This is a genomic window from Parvimonas sp. KA00067, assembly GCF_001553085.1.
Lineage (GTDB): Bacteria > Bacillota > Clostridia > Tissierellales > Peptoniphilaceae > Parvimonas > Parvimonas parva.
On record NZ_KQ960151.1, the window covers coordinates 81,336 to 102,781 of the forward strand.

The 21,446-nt window shown below is 29.4% G+C and carries 24 protein-coding genes and 1 tRNA gene; all 25 read left to right on the forward strand.

The window, feature by feature from the left end:
• Positions 1-57: 57 nt before the first annotated feature.
• Complete coding sequence (locus HMPREF3181_RS05630; RefSeq protein WP_068474294.1) at positions 58-306, forward strand: hypothetical protein; 249 nt, start codon at positions 58-60, stop codon at positions 304-306.
• Positions 307-534: 228 nt separating this feature from the next.
• Positions 535-819 carry an Asp-tRNA(Asn)/Glu-tRNA(Gln) amidotransferase subunit GatC gene (gene gatC, locus HMPREF3181_RS05635; RefSeq protein WP_068474297.1) on the forward strand — a complete coding sequence of 95 codons (285 nt, stop codon included), beginning with the start codon at positions 535-537 and terminating at the stop codon, positions 817-819.
• Positions 819-2,225 carry an Asp-tRNA(Asn)/Glu-tRNA(Gln) amidotransferase subunit GatA gene (gene gatA, locus HMPREF3181_RS05640; protein ID WP_068474300.1) on the forward strand — a complete coding sequence of 469 codons (1,407 nt, stop codon included), beginning with the start codon at positions 819-821 and terminating at the stop codon, positions 2,223-2,225. The genes gatC and gatA overlap by 1 nt, the downstream gene beginning before the upstream one ends.
• Position 2,226: 1 nt before the next feature.
• On the forward strand, positions 2,227-3,654 hold the full coding sequence (gatB, locus tag HMPREF3181_RS05645) for an Asp-tRNA(Asn)/Glu-tRNA(Gln) amidotransferase subunit GatB (RefSeq protein ID WP_068474303.1): 1,428 nt from the start codon (positions 2,227-2,229) through the stop codon (positions 3,652-3,654).
• Complete coding sequence (rdgB, locus tag HMPREF3181_RS05650; protein ID WP_068474307.1) at positions 3,654-4,256, forward strand: RdgB/HAM1 family non-canonical purine NTP pyrophosphatase; 603 nt, start codon at positions 3,654-3,656, stop codon at positions 4,254-4,256. The genes gatB and rdgB overlap by 1 nt, the downstream gene beginning before the upstream one ends.
• Positions 4,237-4,707, forward strand: coding sequence for a YfcE family phosphodiesterase (locus tag HMPREF3181_RS05655; protein WP_068474308.1), 471 nt, complete (start codon positions 4,237-4,239; stop codon positions 4,705-4,707). The genes rdgB and HMPREF3181_RS05655 overlap by 20 nt, the downstream gene beginning before the upstream one ends.
• A gap of 167 nt (positions 4,708-4,874) precedes the next feature.
• Positions 4,875-5,192, forward strand: a complete 318-nt coding sequence (locus HMPREF3181_RS05660) for a nitrous oxide-stimulated promoter family protein (protein ID WP_068474311.1) — start codon at positions 4,875-4,877, stop codon at positions 5,190-5,192.
• Between the two features lie 456 nt (positions 5,193-5,648).
• The gene (locus HMPREF3181_RS05665) at positions 5,649-5,975 is read left to right on the forward strand and encodes an ATP synthase subunit B family protein (RefSeq protein WP_068474317.1); all 327 of its coding nucleotides are present in this window, start codon (positions 5,649-5,651) and stop codon (positions 5,973-5,975) included.
• Positions 5,962-7,881: a V-type ATP synthase subunit I gene (locus tag HMPREF3181_RS05670; protein WP_068474320.1), complete on the forward strand. Its 1,920-nt coding sequence runs from the start codon at positions 5,962-5,964 to the stop codon at positions 7,879-7,881. The genes HMPREF3181_RS05665 and HMPREF3181_RS05670 overlap by 14 nt, the downstream gene beginning before the upstream one ends.
• Positions 7,882-7,927: 46 nt before the next feature.
• On the forward strand, positions 7,928-8,413 hold the full coding sequence (locus tag HMPREF3181_RS05675; RefSeq protein WP_068474321.1) for a V-type ATP synthase subunit K: 486 nt from the start codon (positions 7,928-7,930) through the stop codon (positions 8,411-8,413).
• A 33-nt stretch (positions 8,414-8,446) separates the two neighbouring features.
• A complete protein-coding gene (locus HMPREF3181_RS05680) occupies positions 8,447-8,998 on the forward strand; it encodes a V-type ATP synthase subunit E (protein WP_068474323.1) in 552 nt (183 codons plus the stop codon).
• Between the two features lie 13 nt (positions 8,999-9,011).
• The gene (locus tag HMPREF3181_RS05685) at positions 9,012-9,998 is read left to right on the forward strand and encodes a V-type ATP synthase subunit C (RefSeq protein ID WP_068474325.1); all 987 of its coding nucleotides are present in this window, start codon (positions 9,012-9,014) and stop codon (positions 9,996-9,998) included.
• Positions 9,991-10,299, forward strand: coding sequence for a V-type ATP synthase subunit F (locus tag HMPREF3181_RS05690; RefSeq protein WP_068474327.1), 309 nt, complete (start codon positions 9,991-9,993; stop codon positions 10,297-10,299). Before HMPREF3181_RS05685 ends, HMPREF3181_RS05690 begins: the two co-directional genes overlap by 8 nt.
• A gap of 16 nt (positions 10,300-10,315) precedes the next feature.
• Positions 10,316-12,085, forward strand: coding sequence for a V-type ATP synthase subunit A (locus HMPREF3181_RS05695; protein ID WP_068474329.1), 1,770 nt, complete (start codon positions 10,316-10,318; stop codon positions 12,083-12,085).
• Positions 12,078-13,454, forward strand: coding sequence for a V-type ATP synthase subunit B (locus HMPREF3181_RS05700; RefSeq protein WP_068474331.1), 1,377 nt, complete (start codon positions 12,078-12,080; stop codon positions 13,452-13,454). The genes HMPREF3181_RS05695 and HMPREF3181_RS05700 overlap by 8 nt, the downstream gene beginning before the upstream one ends.
• A gap of 13 nt (positions 13,455-13,467) precedes the next feature.
• Positions 13,468-14,103, forward strand: a complete 636-nt coding sequence (locus HMPREF3181_RS05705; protein WP_068474334.1) for a V-type ATP synthase subunit D — start codon at positions 13,468-13,470, stop codon at positions 14,101-14,103.
• Between the two features lie 155 nt (positions 14,104-14,258).
• Positions 14,259-14,624, forward strand: a complete 366-nt coding sequence (locus HMPREF3181_RS05710) for a hypothetical protein (protein ID WP_068474336.1) — start codon at positions 14,259-14,261, stop codon at positions 14,622-14,624.
• A 56-nt stretch (positions 14,625-14,680) separates the two neighbouring features.
• The gene (locus tag HMPREF3181_RS05715; RefSeq protein WP_068474338.1) at positions 14,681-16,429 is read left to right on the forward strand and encodes a hypothetical protein; all 1,749 of its coding nucleotides are present in this window, start codon (positions 14,681-14,683) and stop codon (positions 16,427-16,429) included.
• 538 nt (positions 16,430-16,967) lie between these two features.
• Positions 16,968-17,270, forward strand: coding sequence for a DUF1292 domain-containing protein (locus HMPREF3181_RS05720; RefSeq protein ID WP_068474341.1), 303 nt, complete (start codon positions 16,968-16,970; stop codon positions 17,268-17,270).
• 55 nt (positions 17,271-17,325) lie between these two features.
• The gene (locus HMPREF3181_RS05725; protein ID WP_068474343.1) at positions 17,326-18,174 is read left to right on the forward strand and encodes a Cof-type HAD-IIB family hydrolase; all 849 of its coding nucleotides are present in this window, start codon (positions 17,326-17,328) and stop codon (positions 18,172-18,174) included.
• Position 18,175: 1 nt separating this feature from the next.
• Positions 18,176-18,616, forward strand: a complete 441-nt coding sequence (locus tag HMPREF3181_RS05730; RefSeq protein WP_068474345.1) for a peroxiredoxin — start codon at positions 18,176-18,178, stop codon at positions 18,614-18,616.
• The gene (locus HMPREF3181_RS05735) at positions 18,616-19,563 is read left to right on the forward strand and encodes a tRNA modification radical SAM protein MnmL/YtqA (protein ID WP_068474347.1); all 948 of its coding nucleotides are present in this window, start codon (positions 18,616-18,618) and stop codon (positions 19,561-19,563) included. The genes HMPREF3181_RS05730 and HMPREF3181_RS05735 overlap by 1 nt, the downstream gene beginning before the upstream one ends.
• Complete coding sequence (gene sdaAB / locus HMPREF3181_RS05740; protein WP_068474349.1) at positions 19,563-20,225, forward strand: L-serine ammonia-lyase, iron-sulfur-dependent subunit beta; 663 nt, start codon at positions 19,563-19,565, stop codon at positions 20,223-20,225. The genes HMPREF3181_RS05735 and sdaAB overlap by 1 nt, the downstream gene beginning before the upstream one ends.
• Before the next feature lie 8 nt (positions 20,226-20,233).
• Entirely contained in the window at positions 20,234-21,115 is an 882-nt protein-coding gene (gene sdaAA / locus HMPREF3181_RS05745) for an L-serine ammonia-lyase, iron-sulfur-dependent, subunit alpha (protein ID WP_068474351.1), read from the forward strand.
• Between the two features lie 33 nt (positions 21,116-21,148).
• Positions 21,149-21,234, forward strand: a tRNA-Leu gene (locus tag HMPREF3181_RS05750).
• The last annotated feature ends 212 nt before the right edge of the window (positions 21,235-21,446 follow it).

Consider the following 21,446-nt stretch of genomic DNA (forward strand, 5'->3'; position numbering starts at 1 on the left):
TATAGAATAATGCTTTTAATCTGTGGTTTATATAATATAATTATGGGGGTTTTATACTTGAATAATAAATGTCAAAAAAAGATAATTCCTTACTATAAGATTGATGATATTTCAGAAGATTTAAAAAATGATTTAATGAAAAAATTTGGTAAATTGTGTTTGTTTTTCGGAATTATTTTATTGACGATACCATTACTATTGAATACTGTTAGAAAGATGATAGTTTTTTGTATTATTATGGTAACTGTATTATTAATTTTAAAGATTAAGTTATTAGATTATAGAAAATCCATATTAAAAGAATAAATATTAATTGTATTAAAAATTTTTAAATTATATGTATTAATGTTAAAAAGACTTGAAAATAAAAAAATTCAAGTTTTTTTTACATTTGGGTCTAAAAATGCTATAATTTTATATATAAGTTTATTGGATAAGATTTTAACAGAAATTTCGTTGATTAAAATAAAGACGGAAATAATGTTCTAATCTCATTTACAAGGATAAATAATAAAATTTTAATAGGAGATTTTTATGGTTACTAAGGAAGAGGTAAAGAAAATTTATTATCTTGCAAACTTGAATGTAAAGGAAGAAGAACTTTCTAGCATTGCTAAAAAGTTTGATGATGTTCTTGTTTTTGCAAATGAAATTATGGAACTTGATACTTCAAGTTGTAGTGGTCTTGAAATAGTTGTTGAGCACAACAGTCCTTTGAGAGAAGATGTTGTGGAGGAAAGTATTTCTAGGGAAGATGCACTTTTAAATGCTAGTGATAAAGAGTATGGATATTTTAGATTGCAAAGGGTTGTGAAATAATGGATATTTTAAGTATAAGAGAAGATTTTATTAGTGGTAAGGTGGATTTGGTTTCATTTTATACTGATGTTATAAAAAGAATTGAAGATAAAAAGGATTTGAATATTTTTCTTGATTTTTCTAAAGAAAAAGTTATGGAAAGAGTTAATTTTTTAAATGAAAAATTAAAAAATGGCGAAAAATTAGGCTCACTTTTTGGTATTTCTATTTCAATTAAGGACAATATCTTAGTTAAGGGTTATAAAAATACTTGTGGCTCAAAAATTTTAGAAAATTTTTCTCCGATTTTTAATGCTACAATTATTGACAGACTTTTAGAAGAAGATGCTGTTATTTTAGGTAAAGTAAATATGGATGAATTTGCTATGGGTGGTTCAGGAGAAACTTCATATTTTGGCACAACAAAAAATCCACTTGATGAAAGTTTAATTCCAGGTGGTTCATCTTCCGGGTCTGCAAGTAGTGTAAGTGCCGATCTTGCTATGATTAGTTTGGGTTCAGATACTGGTGGCTCTGTTAGAAATCCTGCATCTTTTTGCGCCTGTGTTGGATATAAACCAACTTATGGTATGATTTCAAGATATGGTGTTGTTTCTATGGCTAGTAGTTTAGACCAAGTTGGAATTTTATCAAATGATGTTAAGTCAATTTTACCTATTATAAATGTAATTGGCGGTTTTGATGAAATGGACGCTGTTACTATGAGAGATGCTGTAAATTTCAAAGAAGATAGTGAATTTTCATTAAATGGAATTAAGATTGCGACAGTTTCTAATTTGGAACAATACGAACTTGATGAAGTTGTTTTAAATGATTATAAAAAGGCGATTGAAAATTTAAAAAATCAAGGTGCGATAATCGAAGAAGTAGATTTTAAATATATTAAACATTCTACAAATGTATATAATGTTGTTATGAGTTCTGAAGTTTCAAGTAATATGTCAAGATTTGACGGTATTAGATATGGATACAGAACTGAAAATTATGAATCAACTAGAGAGCTTTTCACAAATACAAGAAGTGAAGGTTTTGGGGAAGAAGTTAAGAGAAGAATTGCAATGGGAACTTTCTACCTTGCAAGCTCAAACAATCAAGCACTTTACAAAAAAGGCTTGGAAGTTAGAGAGTTGATAAGTAAGGAAGTAAACGAAGTGCTTTCAAATTATGATTTTATCTTAACTCCGACTACAACTTGCCTTCCAAGAAAAATTGGAGATGAAAAGGAGAATGCTTTAAGTGCTTATGCAGGAGATACTTTTAATGTTCCTGTAAACTTTGCCGGACTTCCTGCTATTTCTGTGCCTTTAAATCTTAAAAAAATTGGTGGAAGTGTTCAATTTATAGGTAAGAGATTTGATGATGAAAAACTTTTAAATCTTGCAATGAATTTTGAAAGGGGGCTTTAATATGAGTTTAAAAACTATAATAGGACTTGAAATTCATGTTGAGTTACAAACTGAAACAAAAATGTTCTGTGGTTGTAAAAATGAATATGGTTGTCCTCCAAATACGAATGTTTGTCCAACTTGTTTAGGACATCCGGGAACTCTTCCGAGAATAAATAAAAGAGCGATTGAATATGCGATAATGGCAGGTAATGCTTTTAATTGTGAAATTTCAATGGATATGAAAATGGATAGAAAAAAATATTTTTATCCCGACTTGGTTAAGGGTTATCAAATTACTCAAGAGAGAACTCCGATTTGTAAAAATGGTTATATAGAAATTGAAACTGAAAATGGAGTAAAAAAAGTAAGATTACAAAGAATACACATAGAAGAAGATACGGGAAAATCAATCCACAACGAAAGTGGACATACTCTTATGGACTACAACAGAGCTGGTGTTCCACTAATAGAAATTGTATCTGAGCCTGATATGAATAGTCCTGAAGAAGCTATTGCATTTTTGACAAATCTAAAGGAAACTATAAAATACCTTGGAATTTCAGATGTAAAAATGGAAGAAGGCTCACTTCGTTGTGATGTAAACTTGAATGTTGTTGATGAAGAAACAGGTTTTAAAACAAAAATTACAGAAATTAAAAATCTAAACTCATTCAAAGCTGCACTTCGTGCAATGGAGCATGAACAAAAAAGACATATAGAAAATGTTAAAAATAATATTATTGGCGAAAAAGAAACTAGACGTTGGGACGAGGCAAAACTTGAAACTATAATTATGCGTCATAAAGAAGAGGGGAATGATTATAGATTTAGTGTTGAGCCTGACATTCCTTATATAACTCTTGAAGAAAGTTTTGTTGAAAGCATTAAGGAAAAGATGCCTGAACTTCCAAGAAATAAGAAAAATAGATTTTTAGCTGAATACAAACTTTCAGAATATGATGCAAATGTATTAACTCAAAATAAATATTTGTCTGAATATTTTGAAAAAGTTGTAAAAAAGGTTGATGATGAAACTCTTGTTTCAAATTGGCTTTTATCTGATGTTTTAAGAAGAGTTAAAGATTTGGAAATTGAATTTGAGGAAATTCCTTTGAATATAGAATCTTTTGCCAGTCTTTTAAAATTGGTTAAAGAAAATAAGATTAATGCAAATGTAGGAAAAAAACTTCTTAGAGAATTGTTTGAAGAGGGAGATTTTGACCCACTTAAAGTTGTTGAAGAAAGAGGACTTATCCAAATTTCTGACGATAGTGCATTGATTAAAATCGTTGAAGAAGTTTTAAGCAACAATCCGTCTTCAATAGAGGACTATAAAAACGGAAAAGACAGAGCTTTAGGTTTCTTAATGGGACAATGTATGAAGGCGTCAAAAGGTAAAGGAAATCCACAAAAGTTTAATGAATTGATTTTAGAAAGGTTAGTTTAATGAAAAAAGTAGCTTTATCTACGGACAATAAAAACAAAGTTAAAGAGATATTTGCGATTTTAAGCAAATATGACTTTGAAATTGTAACAAAATCAGAACTTGGTGTAACAGAAGAATTTGAAGAAATTTATGATACACTTGAAGGAAATTCAAAATTAAAGGCTGAAAAGTTGAGAGAATATTGTTCCTTTGCTGTTTTAGCTGATGATACAGGACTTTTTGTAAATGCTTTAAATGGAGAGCCTGGAGTTTTATCTGCAAGATATGCAGGAGAACATGGAAATAGTGAAGCAAATAGAAAAAAACTTTTAAAAAATCTTGAAGGAAAGTCGGATAGAAGTGCATATTTTAAAACTGTTATCGTCTTTGTTGACGAAAATGGAGATGAATATGTAGCAAAAGGAATTTTAAAAGGAACTATTTCAACAGAAGAACGTGGCGAAAATGGTTTTGGATATGATAAAATTTTCATTCCTGAAAATATGGATAAAACTTTAGCAGAAATTGGAGCAGAAGAAAAAAATAAATTTAGCCACAGAAAAAGAGCCTTAGAAGATTTGAAAAATATTTTAGGTGATAGATATGATAGTAGCAGTTGTTAGTGATACCCATGGAATCGTACTTCCGGTTGCATACAGTTTGCAAAGAAATAAAGTTGACATCGTCCTTCATCTTGGAGATGATGTGGATGATTCAAGGAAAATTGAACAAATTACAGGAATGGAAGTTTATGCAGTTCGTGGGAATAATGATATAAACGAAAATGACACGCCCGAAGATTTAGTTTTAGAAATTAGAAGAAAGAAATTCTTTTTAACTCATGGACACAATTATGATGTTGATAACGGAATAGAAAAAATAGTTGAAAAAGCTAAAGAATTAGGGGCTGACTATGCACTTTTTGGACATACTCATGTTCATTTAAGAGAAAGAATTGACGGAATAACAATTTTAAATCCTGGTAGTACAACACTTCCAAGACATGGAGATACAAAGGGATATTATATCGTAAACTTAATTGAAAAAAGTGTAAATAGAATTAATTTAAAATAATCGGCGTAATAACCGACCTTTTGGTCGGTTATTAGCTGATTTTTTTCTATGGAGGACTATGAAGGTAAGAAAAATGGGTATCGTATCTTTAAGATGTATTATTCCTTTTGGAATAAACGCAAAAGCAGATATTGAAAGGCAAATTATAGAATTTAAAGAATAAAGATATGAAAAAAAGTGTTGAAAAGAAAAGAGATAGAGAGAAAAAAGTAATAACTGAAATGGTAAAACTCTATTGCAAGAAAAATCATAAAAATGGAGAATTATGTGATGAATGCAATGAGGTTTTAAATTATTCTATAAAAAGAATTGATCATTGTAAATTTATGGAGACAAAAACTTTTTGTTCAAATTGTAAATCTCCCTGTTATAATATGGAAATGAAAGAAAAAGTAAAAAAAATTATGAAATTTTCAGGCCCTAGAATGTTATTTTATCATCCGTTGTTGGTTATTTATCATATAATAAGCGGAATTAAAAAATAGATATAATTTATATGATAAAATAAAAATTTTTTATGTTAAATAAGAAACTGAAATATTGTCGGGAAAGTTATCGTATTTGTTGAAATTTGAATATTTATTTAACATATTTCTTTTAAGTTATTCATTGACTTTAATTTAATTTTGTAATATATTTAACTTGATAAGTTATTGGGTAAAATATAAGCAGTAATAATTTTTATGAAAAAGATTTTTTTATAAAAATTATATTATCAATTTTTTGTAAAAAGATACTTGAAAAAATATAAAAATAGGTTTATAATAGTTCTATGATTAAAATGGGGGAAAATTTTTGAATTTAAGAAAATATAAAGTCCTTTATTTTAATGGAATAAAAAACATAGTTTTTTAAATTTTGGAATTTTTGTGTACTTATTATGAAAATGTTATCTTAAAAATTTTAATTTAAAATACTATTTAATATTAGGAGGTGATGAAATGACTACTGATGCTATAAATAGAGTTAAAGAGGCAGAATTAAAAGCTAAAACTTTACTTGAGGATGCTAAACTTGAGGCGGGAACTTTGAGAAAAAATTCTGAAAAAGAGCGACATGAAATTTTTGACAGAATTGTTGATAACGCTAAAAAAGAGGCTGAAGAAATAAGAATTAGCTCTAAAAATGAAGGCGAAATGTTAGCAAGACCTGTAATTGAAAAGGCTAAAAAAGAAGTTGAGCTTATTAAATCTGTTGATGATGAAAAATTAGAGTCTGTGGTTAATTCGATAGTAGAGAGGATTGTGAGTGTAAATGGCAATAGTTAAAATGAAGGAATTCACTTTATTTGCTCTTGAAGGAAAAAGAAAGCGATTGCTTGAAGAACTCCAAAAGTTTGGTTATGTAAACTTTTCAAAGTTCGATTCTCTTGAACAGTTTGATTATCTAAAGGATATAGAAGTTTCAACAAAAGAAACTAATTATGTCGAAGAATCTGCGAAGATTAAATGGCTAATTGATTATGTCGGAAGATTTGTTGAAAAAGAAAAAGGTTTATCAGCCTTGAAAAAGGGACCTATTATTTATACTTTTGATGAACTTGAAAAAGAGGCAAAATCTTATGATTATGTTCCTGATTTTGAGGCTTTAACTGATATAAGTAAAAGGATAGATTCAAATAACCAAAGATTGAATGCGATAGATAATTCTATTAAGGAATTATTGCCTTGGATTTCTATTCAAGAGCCTATTAAAGATTTGAATTCATTCAAAAAATTAAAATTTATTATGGGTTATTTACCAACAAAGAATATTGAAAAATTTAGAAATGCTATTGTTGATTTGAAGTCAACATATTTTGAAGAAAGAGATATAGTTGGTAAAAATGCTTATTGTATCATTTTTACAAATGAGTTGGAGCTAGAAATGGTACTTGAAAATTTAAGATTAAATAGCTTTAGTGAAGTTAATCTTGAAATCAAAGGGGTAGTTAGTGAAGAGCTTGATGCTTTGAAAAATGAAAAGGAAGTTTTAGAAAAAGATAATTTAGAATTGACTGAAAAGATTAAAAAATTTACAGGAAATGTTCAAAAAATGCAAAGTGTTTATGAATATTATCAAAATTTATCTCTTAGAGATACAGTCGTTTCTAACTTTAAATCTACTGAAAAACTTGATGTTATTCAAGGGTATATTCCGGCAGATAAAGAAAGTGATTTTAAGGCTTTACTTGAAAAGGTTTCAGCGTCTAAAATTTATCTAGAAATTGAAGATGCAAAAAAAGATGACCCGAATGTTCCTATTATTTTAAAAAATAATAAAATATCATCTTTGTTTGAATCTGTAACTCAGATGTATGCACTTCCAAAATACAATGAAATAGATCCAACATTTTTACTATCAATTTTTTATTGGGTATTTTTTGGAATGATGGTTGCCGATTTTGCATATGGACTTATTTTGTTTATAGGTTCAGCAATTGCGTTGAAATTTTTTAAATTTGATGATGCTACAAAGAAGTTTTTAAAATTTTTCTTTGCACTTAGTATATCTACCATGATATGGGGCTTGCTTTATGGTTCAGCATTTGGTGATTTGATTAAACTTCCTACTCAAGTTTTAGATTCATCAAAAGATTTTATGACTGTTTTAACGCTTTCAATAGTTTTTGGAGCGGTTCATTTAGCAGTTGGACTTTTAGTTAAAGCATATATATTAATAAAAAATGGGAAACCATTGGATGCTTTTTATGATGTGTTTTTGTGGTTTTTAACATTGATTTCCGTAATAGTTTATATTTTAAATAAAAATACAATTTCATTTTACACTATGTTAATTGGAATGATTGGAATAGTATTATTTGGAGCAAGAGATGCAAAAAGTATTCCTGCAAGAATTGCAGGTGGACTTTATTCATTATACGGAATAACTTCATATATAGGTGATTTTGTTTCGTATCTTAGACTTATGGCTTTGGGCTTAGCAGGAGGATTTATAGCTATAGCCATAAATATAATCGTAAAGATGCTTGCAAATGCGGGAATTATTGGAATAATATTTGGAGTTATACTCTTTATATTTGCACAATCATTTAATATATTTTTAAGCTATTTATCAGCTTATGTACACACTTCAAGACTTATGTATGTAGAATTTTTTAGTAAGTTCTATGAAGGTGGAGGAAAAAAATTTAATACTTTTAGAAGTAAGAAAAAATATATAGAAGTAAAATAATTCTATTAAAAACTAAATAAAAAATTATTTTAAAGGAGATTTTATTATGAAAGAATTTATGAGCGTATTAGCAGAACACGGTGGTGTTGTATTTGGAATTTTAGGAGCAGCGTTAGCTGTATTATTAGCAGGTATAGGATCTGCAAGAGGAGTTGGTTTAGCAGGGGAAGCTGCAGCAGGCCTTGTTATAACTGAACCGGAAAAATTTGGTAAAGCAATGGTATTACAATTATTACCAGGTACTCAAGGACTTTATGGTTTTGTAATTGGACTTATGATAATGGGTAAACTTAATGTTTCTATGAGTTTACAAGAAGGTTTATATTTAACTATGGTAGCTCTTCCTGTTGGACTTGTAGGTTTAAGATCTGCACTATATCAAGGAAAAGTTGCTGTTGCAGGTATAAATATCTTGGCTAAAAATGAAGAACATCAAACAAAAGGTATTATCCTTGCAGTAATGGTTGAAACTTACGCCATTTTAGCATTTGCAATGTCATTCTTATTACTTTCAAAAGTTGTATTCAAATAGACAGCATAAATAAAATAAAAAGGATGTGATTGAATGTCTAACTTAGACAATATTATAGATGAAATCCTTCAAGATGCTGAAAATGAATCTAAAAAAGTAGTAGAAGATGCTAAAAGTGAAGTTGCAGTTCTTGTTGGAAAAACAGAAAGTGAAGCTCAAAAGAAAGCTGATAAAATAATTGAAAAAGCAAAAGTAGAGGCTACACAATCTAAAGAAAGAATAATTTCAAACTCAAGTTTAACAGCAAGAGATATGGTTCTAGTTGCAAAACAAGAAATGATTAATAAAGTTTTTGAATTGACAAAAGAAAAATTAAAAACATTAAATCATGATGATTATTTAAAATTCGTTGAAAATTCATTAAAAGCTTTAGAAGTTAGAGAAGATAGTGAAATTATTCTTACAGAAAATGAAAAGAAACTTGCAGGAGAAAAGCTATTTGGTATAAAAGTAGCTGATGAAACTGTTGAAAGTGGATTTTCACTTAAAAATGGAAAAATAATTTTAAATAATGAATTTTCAAGTTTAATAGACTTAGTAAAAGAAGACTTAGAACAAGAAGTAGCAGATAAGTTATTTAGTTAGTAGGAGGTGTATTATGGATAGAGAAAATTTTATCCAATCAAGTGTTAGAATTCGTCATCTGGGAAAAAGCTTACTTACTAAACAACAGTTTGAAAGACTTGCCGATTGTAAAGATTTACAAGAAGTTATTAGGTTTTTAAATGAAACTTCTTATTCAAGTGAAATTTCAAAATTAGACAGAATAGAAAATTATGAAACTATTTTATCTAATACATTAAATAAAACTTATAAAGAAGTTTTTGAAATATCAAGTGAAAAGTCTATAGTCGATTGCTTGCAATTTAAATATTTATATCATAATTTAAAAGTTTGTGTTAAAGAAAAATTACTAAATGAAGATTTTGACACAATGTATTCTCTATTTGACAGAAATGAAATATTAGATTTTAAACAAAAAATTTTGGATTCAAATATAGATATTTCTAAATATTATAAAATGGCTCTAGATATTTTTGAAAAGTCTAAAGATCCACAAGATATTGATATATTTTTAGATAGAGAATGTTTTAAAAACATTTTAGATCTTGTTAAAAAATTTAATTTAAATATGATAGAAAATTATTTTAAAGCTATGATTGATTTTACTAATATAAGAACTTTTATAAGATGTAAAAGGCAAAAACAATCTAAAGAAGTTTTAGAAAAATCTTTAATAGAAGGTGGAGAAATTCAAAAAGATGAAATTTTAGCACTATTCTTTAATGAAATAGAAACTTTAAATATCAAATTTAAATCATCTAGTATTTCTAAAGTTTTATCTTTAATAATTGAAGAGTATAAAAATACATCGTCTTTAAGTAATTTTGAAAAATATGTTGATGATTATTTAATGGATCTAATTAAAGAAACTAACTCTATAAATTATGGGGCTGAAGTTATTTTTGCATATTTGATTGCAAAAGAAGTAGAAATAAAAAATCTAAGACTTGTTTTAGTAGGAAAAGTTAATGATTTGTCTGCTGATTTTATAAAAGAAAGGTTGCGTGAAGTTTATGTATAAGATAGCTGTAATTGGCGATAAGGATTCTGTTCTTGCCTTTAGAGCGCTTGGAGTTCATGTTTTCACTGCAATCGAGGGAAATGATGCAAGAAGAATTATTGACAAATTAGCAAAAGAAGAATATGGAATTATCTTTGTTACTGAACAATTAGCAAAAGATATTCCAGAAACTATTCAAAGATACAACAATGAAGTTATTCCAGCAGTAATTTTAATACCTAGTAACAGAGGTAGTTTAAATATAGGCTTAGAAAATATCAACAAGAATGTTGAAAAAGCTGTTGGGTCAAATATATTATAGAAAGCGAGGGCTTATATTGAAAGTCGGTAAAGTTATTAAAGTTTCCGGACCTCTTGTAGTTGCAGAAGGAATGGAAGACGCAAACGTATATGATGTTGTTGAAGTTTCTGATAATAAGCTCATTGGAGAAATTATAGAAATGAGAGGCGACAAGGCCTCAATACAAGTTTATGAAGAAACTACTGGTATTGGACCTGGAGATGAAGTTGTTTCAACTGGTAGTCCACTTTCCATTGAACTTGGACCTGGTATGATAGAACAAATGTTTGATGGTATTCAAAGACCTCTTGAGGCATTACAAGCTAAAGCAGGAGATTTCCTTTTAAGAGGTGTTAGTGTAGCATCATTAAATAGAGAAAAGAAATGGGATTTTGTTCCAACTGTAAATGTTGGAGATGAAGTTTCAGAAGGAAATGTAATCGGAACTGTTCAAGAAACAACTGTTGTTTCACACAAGATTATGGTTCCTCCAGCTGTAAATGGTAAAATTGTTGAAATTTTATCAGGAGAACATACAGTTGATGAAATTATTTGTAAAATAGAAACTGAAAATGGAATTAAAGAATTAAATATGATTCAAAAATGGCCGGTACGTCGTGGTCGTCCATATTCAAGAAAATTAGACCCTGTTAGACCACTTATAACAGGACAAAGAATTATCGATACATTCTTCCCTGTTGCAAAGGGTGGAGCTGCTGCAATTCCAGGACCTTTCGGTTCAGGTAAGACAGTTGTTCAACACCAACTTGCTAAATGGGCAGATGCAGAAATCGTAGTTTATGTTGGTTGTGGAGAACGTGGAAACGAAATGACAGATGTTCTTATGGAATTTCCTGAAATTATAGACCCTAAGACTGGACAATCACTTATGAAAAGAACAGTTCTTATCGCAAATACTTCAAATATGCCAGTAGCGGCTCGTGAGGCATCAATCTATACTGGTATTACTATTGGGGAATATTTTAGAGATATGGGATATTCAGTAGCGCTTATGGCTGACTCAACTTCACGTTGGGCAGAGGCACTTCGTGAAATGTCCGGTCGTCTTGAAGAAATGCCTGGTGATGAAGGTTATCCTGCATATCTTGCATCAAGAGTTGCAGACTTCTATGAAAGAGCTGGTTTTGTAAAATGTTTAGGCGAAGATAGAGAAGGTGCTTTAACAGTAATCGGTGCCGTTTCTCCTCCGGGTGGAGATATTTCAGAACCGGTATCACAAGCTACACTTAGAATTGTAAAAGTATTCTGGGGACTTGATTATGCGTTATCTTATAGAAGACATTTTCCGGCTATTAACTGGTTAAATTCATATTCATTATATCAAGATAAAATGGATAAATTTATGGATGCAAATATTGATAGAAAATTCTCTGAATACAGAATAAAATCAATGGCACTTTTACAAGAAGAATCAAATTTACAAGAAGTTGTACGTCTTGTTGGTAGAGATTCACTTTCAGAGGCAGACCAATTAAAACTTGAAGTTTCTAAGTCATTAAGAGAAGACTTTTTACAACAAAATGCATTCCATGAAGTAGATACTTATTGTTCACTTCCAAAACAATTCCAAATGTTAAAAGTTATTTTAGGTTTCTATGAAGAGGCTAAAAAAGCTTTAGATGCCGGAGTATATCTTGATGAAATCTTGAAGATTGAATCTCGTGAAGGTATAACAAGAAGTAAAAATATTTCAGAAAATGAATTAGAAAAATTCGATACATTATTTGAAACAGTTAAAAATGATATAGAAAAATTAATAAGCGAAGGAGGTAACTCTAATGCTTAAGGAATATAAGACAGTAAGAGAAGTAGTAGGACCTTTGATGGTTGTTGAAGGTGTTGAAGGAGTTAAGTACGAAGAGTTAGTTGAAGTTAGACTTCAAAATGGAGAAAAGAGAAGAGGAAAAGTTCTTGAAATTGACGGCGACAAAGCTATGGTTCAGTTGTTCGAAGGTTCAGCAGGAATTAACTTAAGAGATACAACTTGTAGATTCTTAGGGCACCCACTTGAACTTGGAGTTTCTGAAGATATGATTGGAAGAATTTTTGACGGTCTTGGAAATCCTATAGATAAAGGACCAAAGATTATTCCTGAAATGAAAATTGACATTAACGGTTCTCCAATTAACCCTGTATCAAGAGATTATCCTTCAGAATTTATTCAAACAGGTATCTCTACAATAGATGGACTTAATACATTAGTTAGAGGACAAAAATTACCAATTTTCTCCGGTTCAGGTCTTCCACATAACAATGTAGCAGCACAAATTGCAAGACAAGCCAGAGTTCTTGGAGATGGAGAAAAATTCGCCGTAGTATTCGGAGCAATGGGTATCACTTTTGAAGAGGCTCAATTCTTTATTGATGACTTTACAAAAACAGGTGCGATAGATAGAGCGGTTTTATTTATGAACCTTGCAAATGACCCTGCAATCGAAAGAATTGCAACTCCTCGTATGGCACTTACTTGTGCAGAATATTTAGCGTTTGAAAAAGGAATGCACGTTTTGGTAATCTTAACTGACCTTACAAACTATGCTGAGGCACTTCGTGAAGTTTCTGCAGCCAGAAAAGAAGTTCCGGGACGTCGTGGTTATCCAGGTTATTTATACACTGACCTTTCAACAATTTATGAAAGAGCGGGTAAATTAAAAGGCAGACCTGGTTCAATAACACAAATTCCTATTTTAACAATGCCTGAAGATGATATTACTCACCCAATTCCTGACCTTACAGGATATATCACAGAAGGACAAATCATTCTTTCAAGAGAATTATATAAACAAGGTATCCAACCACCAATCTTTGTAATTCCTTCATTATCAAGACTTAAAGATAAAGGTATCGGTAAAGGAAAGACAAGAGAAGACCACGCAGACACAATGAACCAAATCTACGCAGGATATGCATCAGGTAGAGAGGCTCGTGAACTTGCAGTAATCTTAGGGGAATCAGCATTGTCAGAGGCTGATAAAGCATTTGCAAAATTCGCAGACGCTTTTGATAGAAGATATGTTGACCAAGGATACGAAACAAATAGAACAATAGAAGAAACTTTAAACTTAGGTTGGGAATTATTAAGTATAGTTCCAAGAACAGAGCTTAAGAGAATTAGAGAGGAATATATTGACAAATATTTAGGAAAGACAGAATAAAGGGGAGATATAGATGGCAAAGCTAAATGTAAATCCTACGCGTATGGCTCTTTCTAATCTCAAAGGAAGACTTGTAACTGCTAAAAGGGGTCATAAACTTCTTAAAGATAAACAAGATGAACTTATGAGAAGATTTATAGAAATGATTAGAAAAAACAAAAAACTTCGTGTTGAAGTTGAAAAAGAACTTTCAAACTCATTCAAATCTTTTCTTTTAGCAAGCGCTGTTATGAGTCCAGAATTTTTGGAACAAGCTGTGGCCTTTCCGAAAGAACAAGTATCTGTTGCCATTGAAACAAAAAATGTTATGAGTGTAAATATTCCAAAAATGGAATTTAACAGAACAGAATCGAATGGAGCCATATTCCCTTACGGATATGCTCAAACTTCTTCTGAACTTGACGATGCTATTTTAGAATTACATTCAGTAATGGATATGCTTTTAGAACTTGCAGAAGTAGAAAAAGCGTGTCAGTTAATGGCAGATGAAATTGAAAAAACTCGTAGAAGAGTAAATGCTCTTGAGTATAGAACAATTCCGGACCTTGAAGAAACAATTAAATTCATTAGAATGAAATTAGATGAAAACGAAAGAGCTACTATTACAAGACTTATGAAAGTTAAGGATATAATAGCTAAACAAGCGTAAAAAAAGCTGTTGCGATAAGCAACAGCTTTTTTGTGTATTTGCTTTTAACAAAGTTACTATTGTTTTGTATTGACATATTTAATTTTAAAGTATATAATTAATTTAAAGTAGAAAAAAATTAATTTAAAGTAGAAAAATCGTTTTAGGAGGTTATTATGAAAGCTAGTGAAGAATTTAGAAGTTTTTTGTTTGTTGTTTTATTTTTAATAACTGCTTTAATTAGTAGATATATACCTAGTCTAGGAGCATTAAATAAAATTACATTTTTAATTGCATTTACTATGTTGTTTTATATTATACTTTTTTTTACCCCTATAAAAAATTTAAAAATCTGGGAACATAATTTATATACTAAGTATTTTAAAGACCATACAATAGCTAAAAGAGCTATTAATTCATCTATTTTATGTTTTACGCTTTTTTCATTTAATAAATTAGATTATATGGCTGCACTTGGAATAGGATTTTTGGTAGTTGGACTGTTAATACCTTTGTTTTCAGATAGATTGATTGAAAAGTAAATTTTTTTAAAGTTTATTATATAAATAGAAATTAATATTTTTAAGGAGGAATTTTTGTGGAAAAATTAAAGAAAGATAATATTGAGATTGATGATATTTTGGAAGAAATTTCAAATGTCGAAGTTGAAGAAAAGGTTGAAGATACCAAAAAAGAAGAAGTTAAGCAAGAGAATACTATTGATGAAAAAACTGAAAATATTGAGAAAAATGTTCCTAATAAACAAGGAGATTTTAAGGAAAGTTTTGATAAATTTATTACAAAGAAAAATTTATTAGAATACATTATGGGTGGAATTTCTGCTCTATTTATACTTAGTCTGGTATTTTTGTTCTTTAAGATGATAAGTTTATATAATTTTGTAAATAAAAGCACTAAAGCTAATATTAACGATATGGATTTTGAAAGCGCCCTTTCAGGAGTAGAAAGTGTTATGTCCGGTTTGCGTTCTTTTGTTGCAGTTATAAATGTAAGAAATTTTATTGGATTTTTAATTTTTCTATCACTAATTTTGATGGGACTACTTTATTATAAATTAGTTTGCATAAAAAAAAGAAATGACTTTTTTAAACTGCCAACAAATTTGAGTTTTGTAGGTGGTATTTTAGCAATTTTTATTGGAAATTTAATTTCAAGAAAGTTTTTTAATTTGGCAAGTTTAGTAAAAAAATTAACTGAAAATCCTCTAAATGCTTTTAATGGAAAGTTAGGTTTTGGAGATTTTAAAGACCCTGATAGTATCATCAGTGCATTTTCAATGTCTAAATTATATTTAACTATTTTATTTTATATTATTGGAATTATAGCTTTCGGTTTGACTATCTATATGTTGTATTTAGTTATATTTAAAAATCAAAATGTTTATAGTGCAAGTGAAAATATCAAAAAAGCTACAAATTCAGCTGTTAATAGTGGAGTTGCAGGAGCGGAAGCTGTTGCTGAAAAAGTTAAAACAGCAGATTATAGCGTTGTAACTGATAATGTTAAGAAAAATAAAAAATATATAATTTCAGGAATTTTAGGCTTTATAATTATAGTTGGTGGTATATTTGGTTACAAAACTATAAATTATATGTTAAAACCTGATGCTGTTATAAGTTTAGAAAATATGGATATGACTTTAAATATTTCAGGATATGATGGATATGGGGTTGTAAAGGCTGATGTTTCAGGAGTTCCAACAATAAAAGAAGTTAAAGATAAAAAGAAGTATAAGGAGATAAATAGCATTTTAAAAAACTATAAGGTTGAGTATAGTAAAGAAAAGGAAATTAAAAATGGAGATGAAATTACAGCTACTTTAAAATTTGAAGATACTAAGGGATTAAAATTAAAATTTGATAAAAAAGAGCTTTCTGTAACTGCTAAAGCAAATAATCTTGTAGAATTTGTTAGAGATTTTAAAGATGTTGAAAAGCATCTTAATAGAATGGAAGAAGATGCCAAGAAAGTTTTTGCCAAATCAAGTAAATATTCAGATGCTAAAAACTTAAAGATAGAAAGAATTGCAATTTATGATATGCCATTAACAGAAGAAACTATAAATTCAGCTGTTATGTCAAAAAGAGGTTTAGATGATTACTATAAATTGTGCATAGTATATAAAATAACTGGAGAAAAGAAAGAAATTTTAAGTGAAAAATTAAAACCTTTTGAAGACTTTAAATACTATGAATTCAAAGGCTTTAAAAAACGTGGAGAGGCAGTAACATATTCAACAAGTAACGAAGGATATTATGTTGATAAAACTCTTGATGATATAGAAAATGGATTACAAATAATCGGTTATAAAAAGGTAAAAAAATAAGATTGAAATAAATTATTTAAAAAAGTTTATTGAGTTATGCTTGATAAACTTTTTTTGTGTAAAAATTTTTTAATAAATTTATCACTTAATAATTTTATTCTAATGGCTTAAATGATAATAAAAAAAGTAAAGTCTTTTTTAAAAATTGTGGATAAGTTGAATAACTTGTGGATAAGTGTATATTTTAAGCTTTATTTTGTGGATAACTTTTTTAAAATATGGGATAACTTTTAAATTTTTAGGGAAAATTAAGGAAAATTTGTTTATTTTAACATTATCAATAGAAATTAATGTGAATAAAATTTTTTTAAAAAAATATTCAATTACAAAACGCCTAGAGAATTATTTTTATGTGGCTAATTTATTCTTGCAATTTAGGAAAAAAATATTATTATAAAAAATTTTTAAAAAAGGTATATTTTTTTTAAAAAATGTGGTATTATTATTGTAGATATATATTTTATCACTTAAGGTGTAAAATATATTTTTATTAGTTTAAATATTTTAAACTTTTAATAATTTAAGGAGGACATACACAATGGAAGAAAATAAAGGCTGTGGATGTGGCTGCGGTTGTGGCTGTGAAGAAGAAATGGAAGCTGAATTACTGGTTTTTGAAAATGAAGACGGAAAAGAAGAAACTTTTGAAGTTATCGGAGTTTTTGAGGTTGAAGAAAAAGATTATATCGCTCTTCAAAGTCAAGAAGACGGAAGTATCTTACTTTGCAAATATATAGAAAAAGAAGACGGAGAATACGAAGTTGAAGAAATCGAAAGTGATGAAGAATTCAATAAGGTTTCTGATGCGTTCGATGCTTTAGTTGAAGAAGACGAAGAATAATATGAGTCTATAAAGTGCCGTTATCGGCACTTTATTTTTTTGAAAAGAGGTGTTTATGTTAAGAGCAGTTTGTTTAGATTTAGATGGTACTTTATTAAATGATGAAAAGAAAATATCTCCTCGTAGTTTTGAGTTGTTGGACAATTTAATTGGAAATGGAGTTGAGGTTGTCATTGCAACCGGCAGGCATTTTTATATGGTTTCAGACTTTTTGAAACCTTTAAAAAGGGACATTATGATTTGTGCAAATAATGGAGCTATGAGCAGATTTAAAGAGTCAAATAAATTGGTTAATGTTGAATATGTTAAAAATTCTAAGTTTTTGGAGGTTTTTAATAAGGCTTTGGATTGTGGAATGAATCCTTATATTTATGTAGATTCTTTTGTTGACGGTTATCATCTTGCTATTGCGGACGGTCGTCCTAAGAAAAGTCATTTTGAAGAAAATATTGTAGATAAAAAAATTGCTACTGATAGTATTAGATATTTTAGTCAAATTGATATTAAATCTTTAGAAACTGTTTTATGTATTGCCTTTTTAGATGAGAAAGAAAAGATTGATGAGTTTTATAGATTATTTAATGATGAGCATAATCTGGTTAAGAATAGATATTTGATTCCTGACGGAAGAAAGGTGCTTGAATTTCAATCAGCAAATGCAGATAAGTGGATTGCTATAACTAATTATCTAAAGAGTAAAAATATCAGTCTTTCCGATGTTGTATCTTTTGGCGATGAATTTAATGATAAGTCGATGATTAAAAATTCCGGCATTGGTTTTGCAATGAAAAACGGAATTGATGAATTAAAATCTTTGACAAAAAATATTACTGAATTTACAAATAACGAAGATGGGGTATATTTTGAATTGAAAAAGTTATTTAAAGATGTTTTAGGAGGATAATATGGCTTGTAATTTAAAATTTAATGGAATGAATGGTGAATTTTCTTTAGATAAATATAAAGGAAAGAAGATAATCTTATATTTTTACCCAAAGGATAATACTTCAGGTTGTACTTTGGAGGCAATTCAATTTAGTGAACTTAAAGATGAGTTTGAAAAGTTAAACGCCGTTGTAATCGGTGTTAGCAAGGACTCTCTTTTAAGTCATAAGAAATTTATCGAAAAGCACAATTTAAAAGTTGAGCTTGTTTCTGATGAGGATATTTCTATTCAAGAGCATTTTGATGTTTGGAAATTAAAAAAAATGTGTGGAAAAGAATATATGGGAACTGTTAGGTCAACTTTCATTTTGGACGATGAGGGTAATATTTTGAAGGAATTTAGAAATGTTAAGGCTAAAGACCACGCAGTTAAGGTTTTAGAGGCTCTAAAGGAATTATAATGTTAGAGGAAGATTTTTACAGAACATATTCAAAATATCTTAAAAATATTTATGGAGAAAAAGTTTATAAACTACCTGTTAAACTTAATTTAAGCTGTCCTAATAGAGATGGAAATATTGCAACGGGTGGTTGTATTTTTTGTGGGGAAGAAGGCGGTTCTTTTGAGAATTGCCATATTTCTATGTCTGTTCGCGAGCAGGTTTTAAGGAATAAAAATTATATTTCTAAAAAGTATAATGCAAAGAAATTTATTGTATATTTTCAAAATTTTACAAATACATATCTTGGAATAGATGATTTTAAAAAGATGATTGAAGATAGTGTTGTTGATGAGGATATAATTGGAATTTCACTATCTACAAGACCGGATTGTATTTTAGAGGAGCAATTATTATTTTTAAAAGAATTTCAAAAAAATAGAAATTTAGAAATTGATTTTGAACTTGGCTTACAAACGGTAAATTATAGAACTTTAGTAAAACTTAATAGAGGACATACATTAGCTGAATTTATCAATGCAGTTAATCTGATTCATAGTTTCGGTTTTAGGGTTTGTACTCATATAATCGTTGGACTTCCTTGGGACGATGAGCTTGATATGGTGGAGTCTGCAAAGATTCTGTCTGCTCTTAAAGTTGAGGAAGTAAAGCTACATTCTCTATATATCGTAAAAGGTACGGTTTTAGGAGAAATGTATCTGAATGGAGAAATAGAATTAATCAGCAAAGAAAAATTTGTCGATTTAGTTATTTCTTTTTTGAGAAATTTAGATGAAAAAATAGTTTTACAAAGATTGCTCGGTCGTGTTCCGGAAGAAAATAGTCTATTTTGTAATTGGAGCACGAGTTGGTGGAAGATTAGAGATGAAATTTTAGAAAAAATGGAGAAAAATAATTTTAAACAGGGAGATTTGTTTAATAATTTTAAAGGAGTAGAGAAAAAATAATGAAAAACTATGGTTTGTTTGATGTTATAGGTCCAATAATGATTGGTCCATCAAGCTCACATACAGCAGGAGCTTGTAGGCTTGGACGTATTTCAAAAATCATTTATGCAAGAGATATAAAAAAAGTAATTTTTCATTTACATGGAAGTTTTAAAAGCACATACCAAGGCCATGGAACTGACAGAGCTTTGGTAGGTGGTATTTTAGGTTATGATACTGATGATGATAGAATAAGAGATGCTTTAGATATTGCTAAAGAAAGAGGAATAGAATTTTCTTTTGTACCTATGGATTTGTTATTTGCACACCCAAATACTGTAAAAACTGAATTTATTGACCCTAATGGAGAAAGCTTTTATGTAATAGGCTCATCTATCGGTGGTGGTGCGATTGAAATTACAAATATCAATGGCGTTGAAGTTAAGTTTGGTGGTGTTTATAACACAATAATTCTTAAGTACAATGATAGGTACGGAATGATTGCACAAGTTAGTACGATTTTAGCTGAAAATAAAATTAATATAGGTAGTTTGGTTATGAATAGAGAAGAAGGCGTTGCATCTGCGATTATGGAAATTGACGGTGGAATTGATGAAATGGCTATTTATAGGATAAGTAAATTACCTGATATGTTAGAATGTATGATTTTAAAACCATTATAGGAGGTTATATGATTTCTTCAGGAGCACAATTATTACAATTATGTAAAGAAAAGAATAAAAAAATTAGTGAAGTCGCATTAGAACACCAATTAGAAGAAATGGATATAACAAAAGAAGAACTTTTAAAGATGCTAAGAGAAACTTACGATGTAATGAAAGCATCAGCATCAGATGTTATAACAAATGATAAGATTAATCCATATAAAATAACTGGTGGAAATGCAAAGAAAATTTTAAGATATGCACAAAGTGGAAAAAGTATTCTAGGCGAGTCAATGGTAACTGCGATTGCAAGAGGCTTTTCAACTTCAGAAGTAAATGCAGGTATGGGAAAAATTGTAGCTGCACCAACTGCCGGAGGAGCTGGAATTTTACCGGGAAGTCTTTCCTGGATACAAGACAAATTTAATTTTACAGATGACGAAATGCTAATGGCACTTTTAGTTTCAGGAACTGTCGGACGAATCATAGCAACAAATGCAACAATTTCAGGGGCAGAGGGAGGTTGCCAAGCCGAATGTGGAGCAGCAACTGCAATGAGTGCAGCAGCTATTGTTGAATTGCATGGAGGAACTCCCGAACAATCCCTAATAGCAGCATCATTTGCAATGCTTATGGTTTTAGGTTTGGTTTGCGACCCTGTTGCAGGACTTGTAGAATTTCCTTGCGCACTTAGAAACGGTTCAGGAACGATTAACGCATTAGTCGCAAGTGATATTGCAATGGCAGGAGTTGAATGTATAGTACCATTTGATGAAGTTGTTGAGGCAATGTACGAAGTTGGAAACGCATTACCTGAAACTTTAAGAGAAACTGCGTTAGGTGGTTGCGCAGCTTGTCCGTCTGCTAAAAAAATGGAATGTAAAGTATTTCCAAATAGATTAAGTTAATATTTGGACTTGAGAAATCAAGTCCTATAGTACGCAGAAATGGTGGAACTGGCAGACACGCTATCTTGAGGGGGTAGTAAGCATTGCTTGTGAGGGTTCGAGTCCCTTTTTCTGCACCAAACTCTGTTAGAAAAACTAGCAGAGTTTTTTTGTGAAGAAATCAATATTGATTCAAAATTAAGAATAAATTTCATACTATAATCAATAAATAATTATCAATAAAAAATATTTATAATTAAAGTTAAAAATCTAAGATGATTTGCTACTTTTTATCAATTCACTACTTAAGATTAAATTGACATTGAAGTAAAAATGGTGTAAAATAATTATG

Excerpts from the sequence above, each read along its gene's own strand:
- gatC (WP_068474297.1), top strand. The coding sequence starts at position 535 with ATGGTTACTAAGGAAGAGGTAAAGAAAATTTATTATCTTGCAAACTTG.
- gatA (WP_068474300.1), top strand. The coding sequence starts at position 819 with ATGGATATTTTAAGTATAAGAGAAGATTTTATTAGTGGTAAGGTGGAT.
- gatB (WP_068474303.1), top strand. The coding sequence starts at position 2,227 with ATGAGTTTAAAAACTATAATAGGACTTGAAATTCATGTTGAGTTACAA.
- rdgB (WP_068474307.1), top strand. The coding sequence starts at position 3,654 with ATGAAAAAAGTAGCTTTATCTACGGACAATAAAAACAAAGTTAAAGAG.
- HMPREF3181_RS05655 (WP_068474308.1), top strand. The coding sequence starts at position 4,237 with ATGATAGTAGCAGTTGTTAGTGATACCCATGGAATCGTACTTCCGGTT.
- HMPREF3181_RS05660 (WP_068474311.1), top strand. The coding sequence starts at position 4,875 with ATGAAAAAAAGTGTTGAAAAGAAAAGAGATAGAGAGAAAAAAGTAATA.
- HMPREF3181_RS05665 (WP_068474317.1), top strand. The coding sequence starts at position 5,649 with ATGACTACTGATGCTATAAATAGAGTTAAAGAGGCAGAATTAAAAGCT.
- HMPREF3181_RS05670 (WP_068474320.1), top strand. The coding sequence starts at position 5,962 with ATGGCAATAGTTAAAATGAAGGAATTCACTTTATTTGCTCTTGAAGGA.
- HMPREF3181_RS05675 (WP_068474321.1), top strand. The coding sequence starts at position 7,928 with ATGAAAGAATTTATGAGCGTATTAGCAGAACACGGTGGTGTTGTATTT.
- HMPREF3181_RS05680 (WP_068474323.1), top strand. The coding sequence starts at position 8,447 with ATGTCTAACTTAGACAATATTATAGATGAAATCCTTCAAGATGCTGAA.
- HMPREF3181_RS05685 (WP_068474325.1), top strand. The coding sequence starts at position 9,012 with ATGGATAGAGAAAATTTTATCCAATCAAGTGTTAGAATTCGTCATCTG.
- HMPREF3181_RS05690 (WP_068474327.1), top strand. The coding sequence starts at position 9,991 with ATGTATAAGATAGCTGTAATTGGCGATAAGGATTCTGTTCTTGCCTTT.
- HMPREF3181_RS05700 (WP_068474331.1), top strand. The coding sequence starts at position 12,078 with ATGCTTAAGGAATATAAGACAGTAAGAGAAGTAGTAGGACCTTTGATG.
- HMPREF3181_RS05705 (WP_068474334.1), top strand. The coding sequence starts at position 13,468 with ATGGCAAAGCTAAATGTAAATCCTACGCGTATGGCTCTTTCTAATCTC.
- HMPREF3181_RS05710 (WP_068474336.1), top strand. The coding sequence starts at position 14,259 with ATGAAAGCTAGTGAAGAATTTAGAAGTTTTTTGTTTGTTGTTTTATTT.
- HMPREF3181_RS05720 (WP_068474341.1), top strand. The coding sequence starts at position 16,968 with ATGGAAGAAAATAAAGGCTGTGGATGTGGCTGCGGTTGTGGCTGTGAA.
- HMPREF3181_RS05725 (WP_068474343.1), top strand. The coding sequence starts at position 17,326 with ATGTTAAGAGCAGTTTGTTTAGATTTAGATGGTACTTTATTAAATGAT.
- HMPREF3181_RS05730 (WP_068474345.1), top strand. The coding sequence starts at position 18,176 with ATGGCTTGTAATTTAAAATTTAATGGAATGAATGGTGAATTTTCTTTA.
- HMPREF3181_RS05735 (WP_068474347.1), top strand. The coding sequence starts at position 18,616 with ATGTTAGAGGAAGATTTTTACAGAACATATTCAAAATATCTTAAAAAT.
- sdaAB (WP_068474349.1), top strand. The coding sequence starts at position 19,563 with ATGAAAAACTATGGTTTGTTTGATGTTATAGGTCCAATAATGATTGGT.
- sdaAA (WP_068474351.1), top strand. The coding sequence starts at position 20,234 with ATGATTTCTTCAGGAGCACAATTATTACAATTATGTAAAGAAAAGAAT.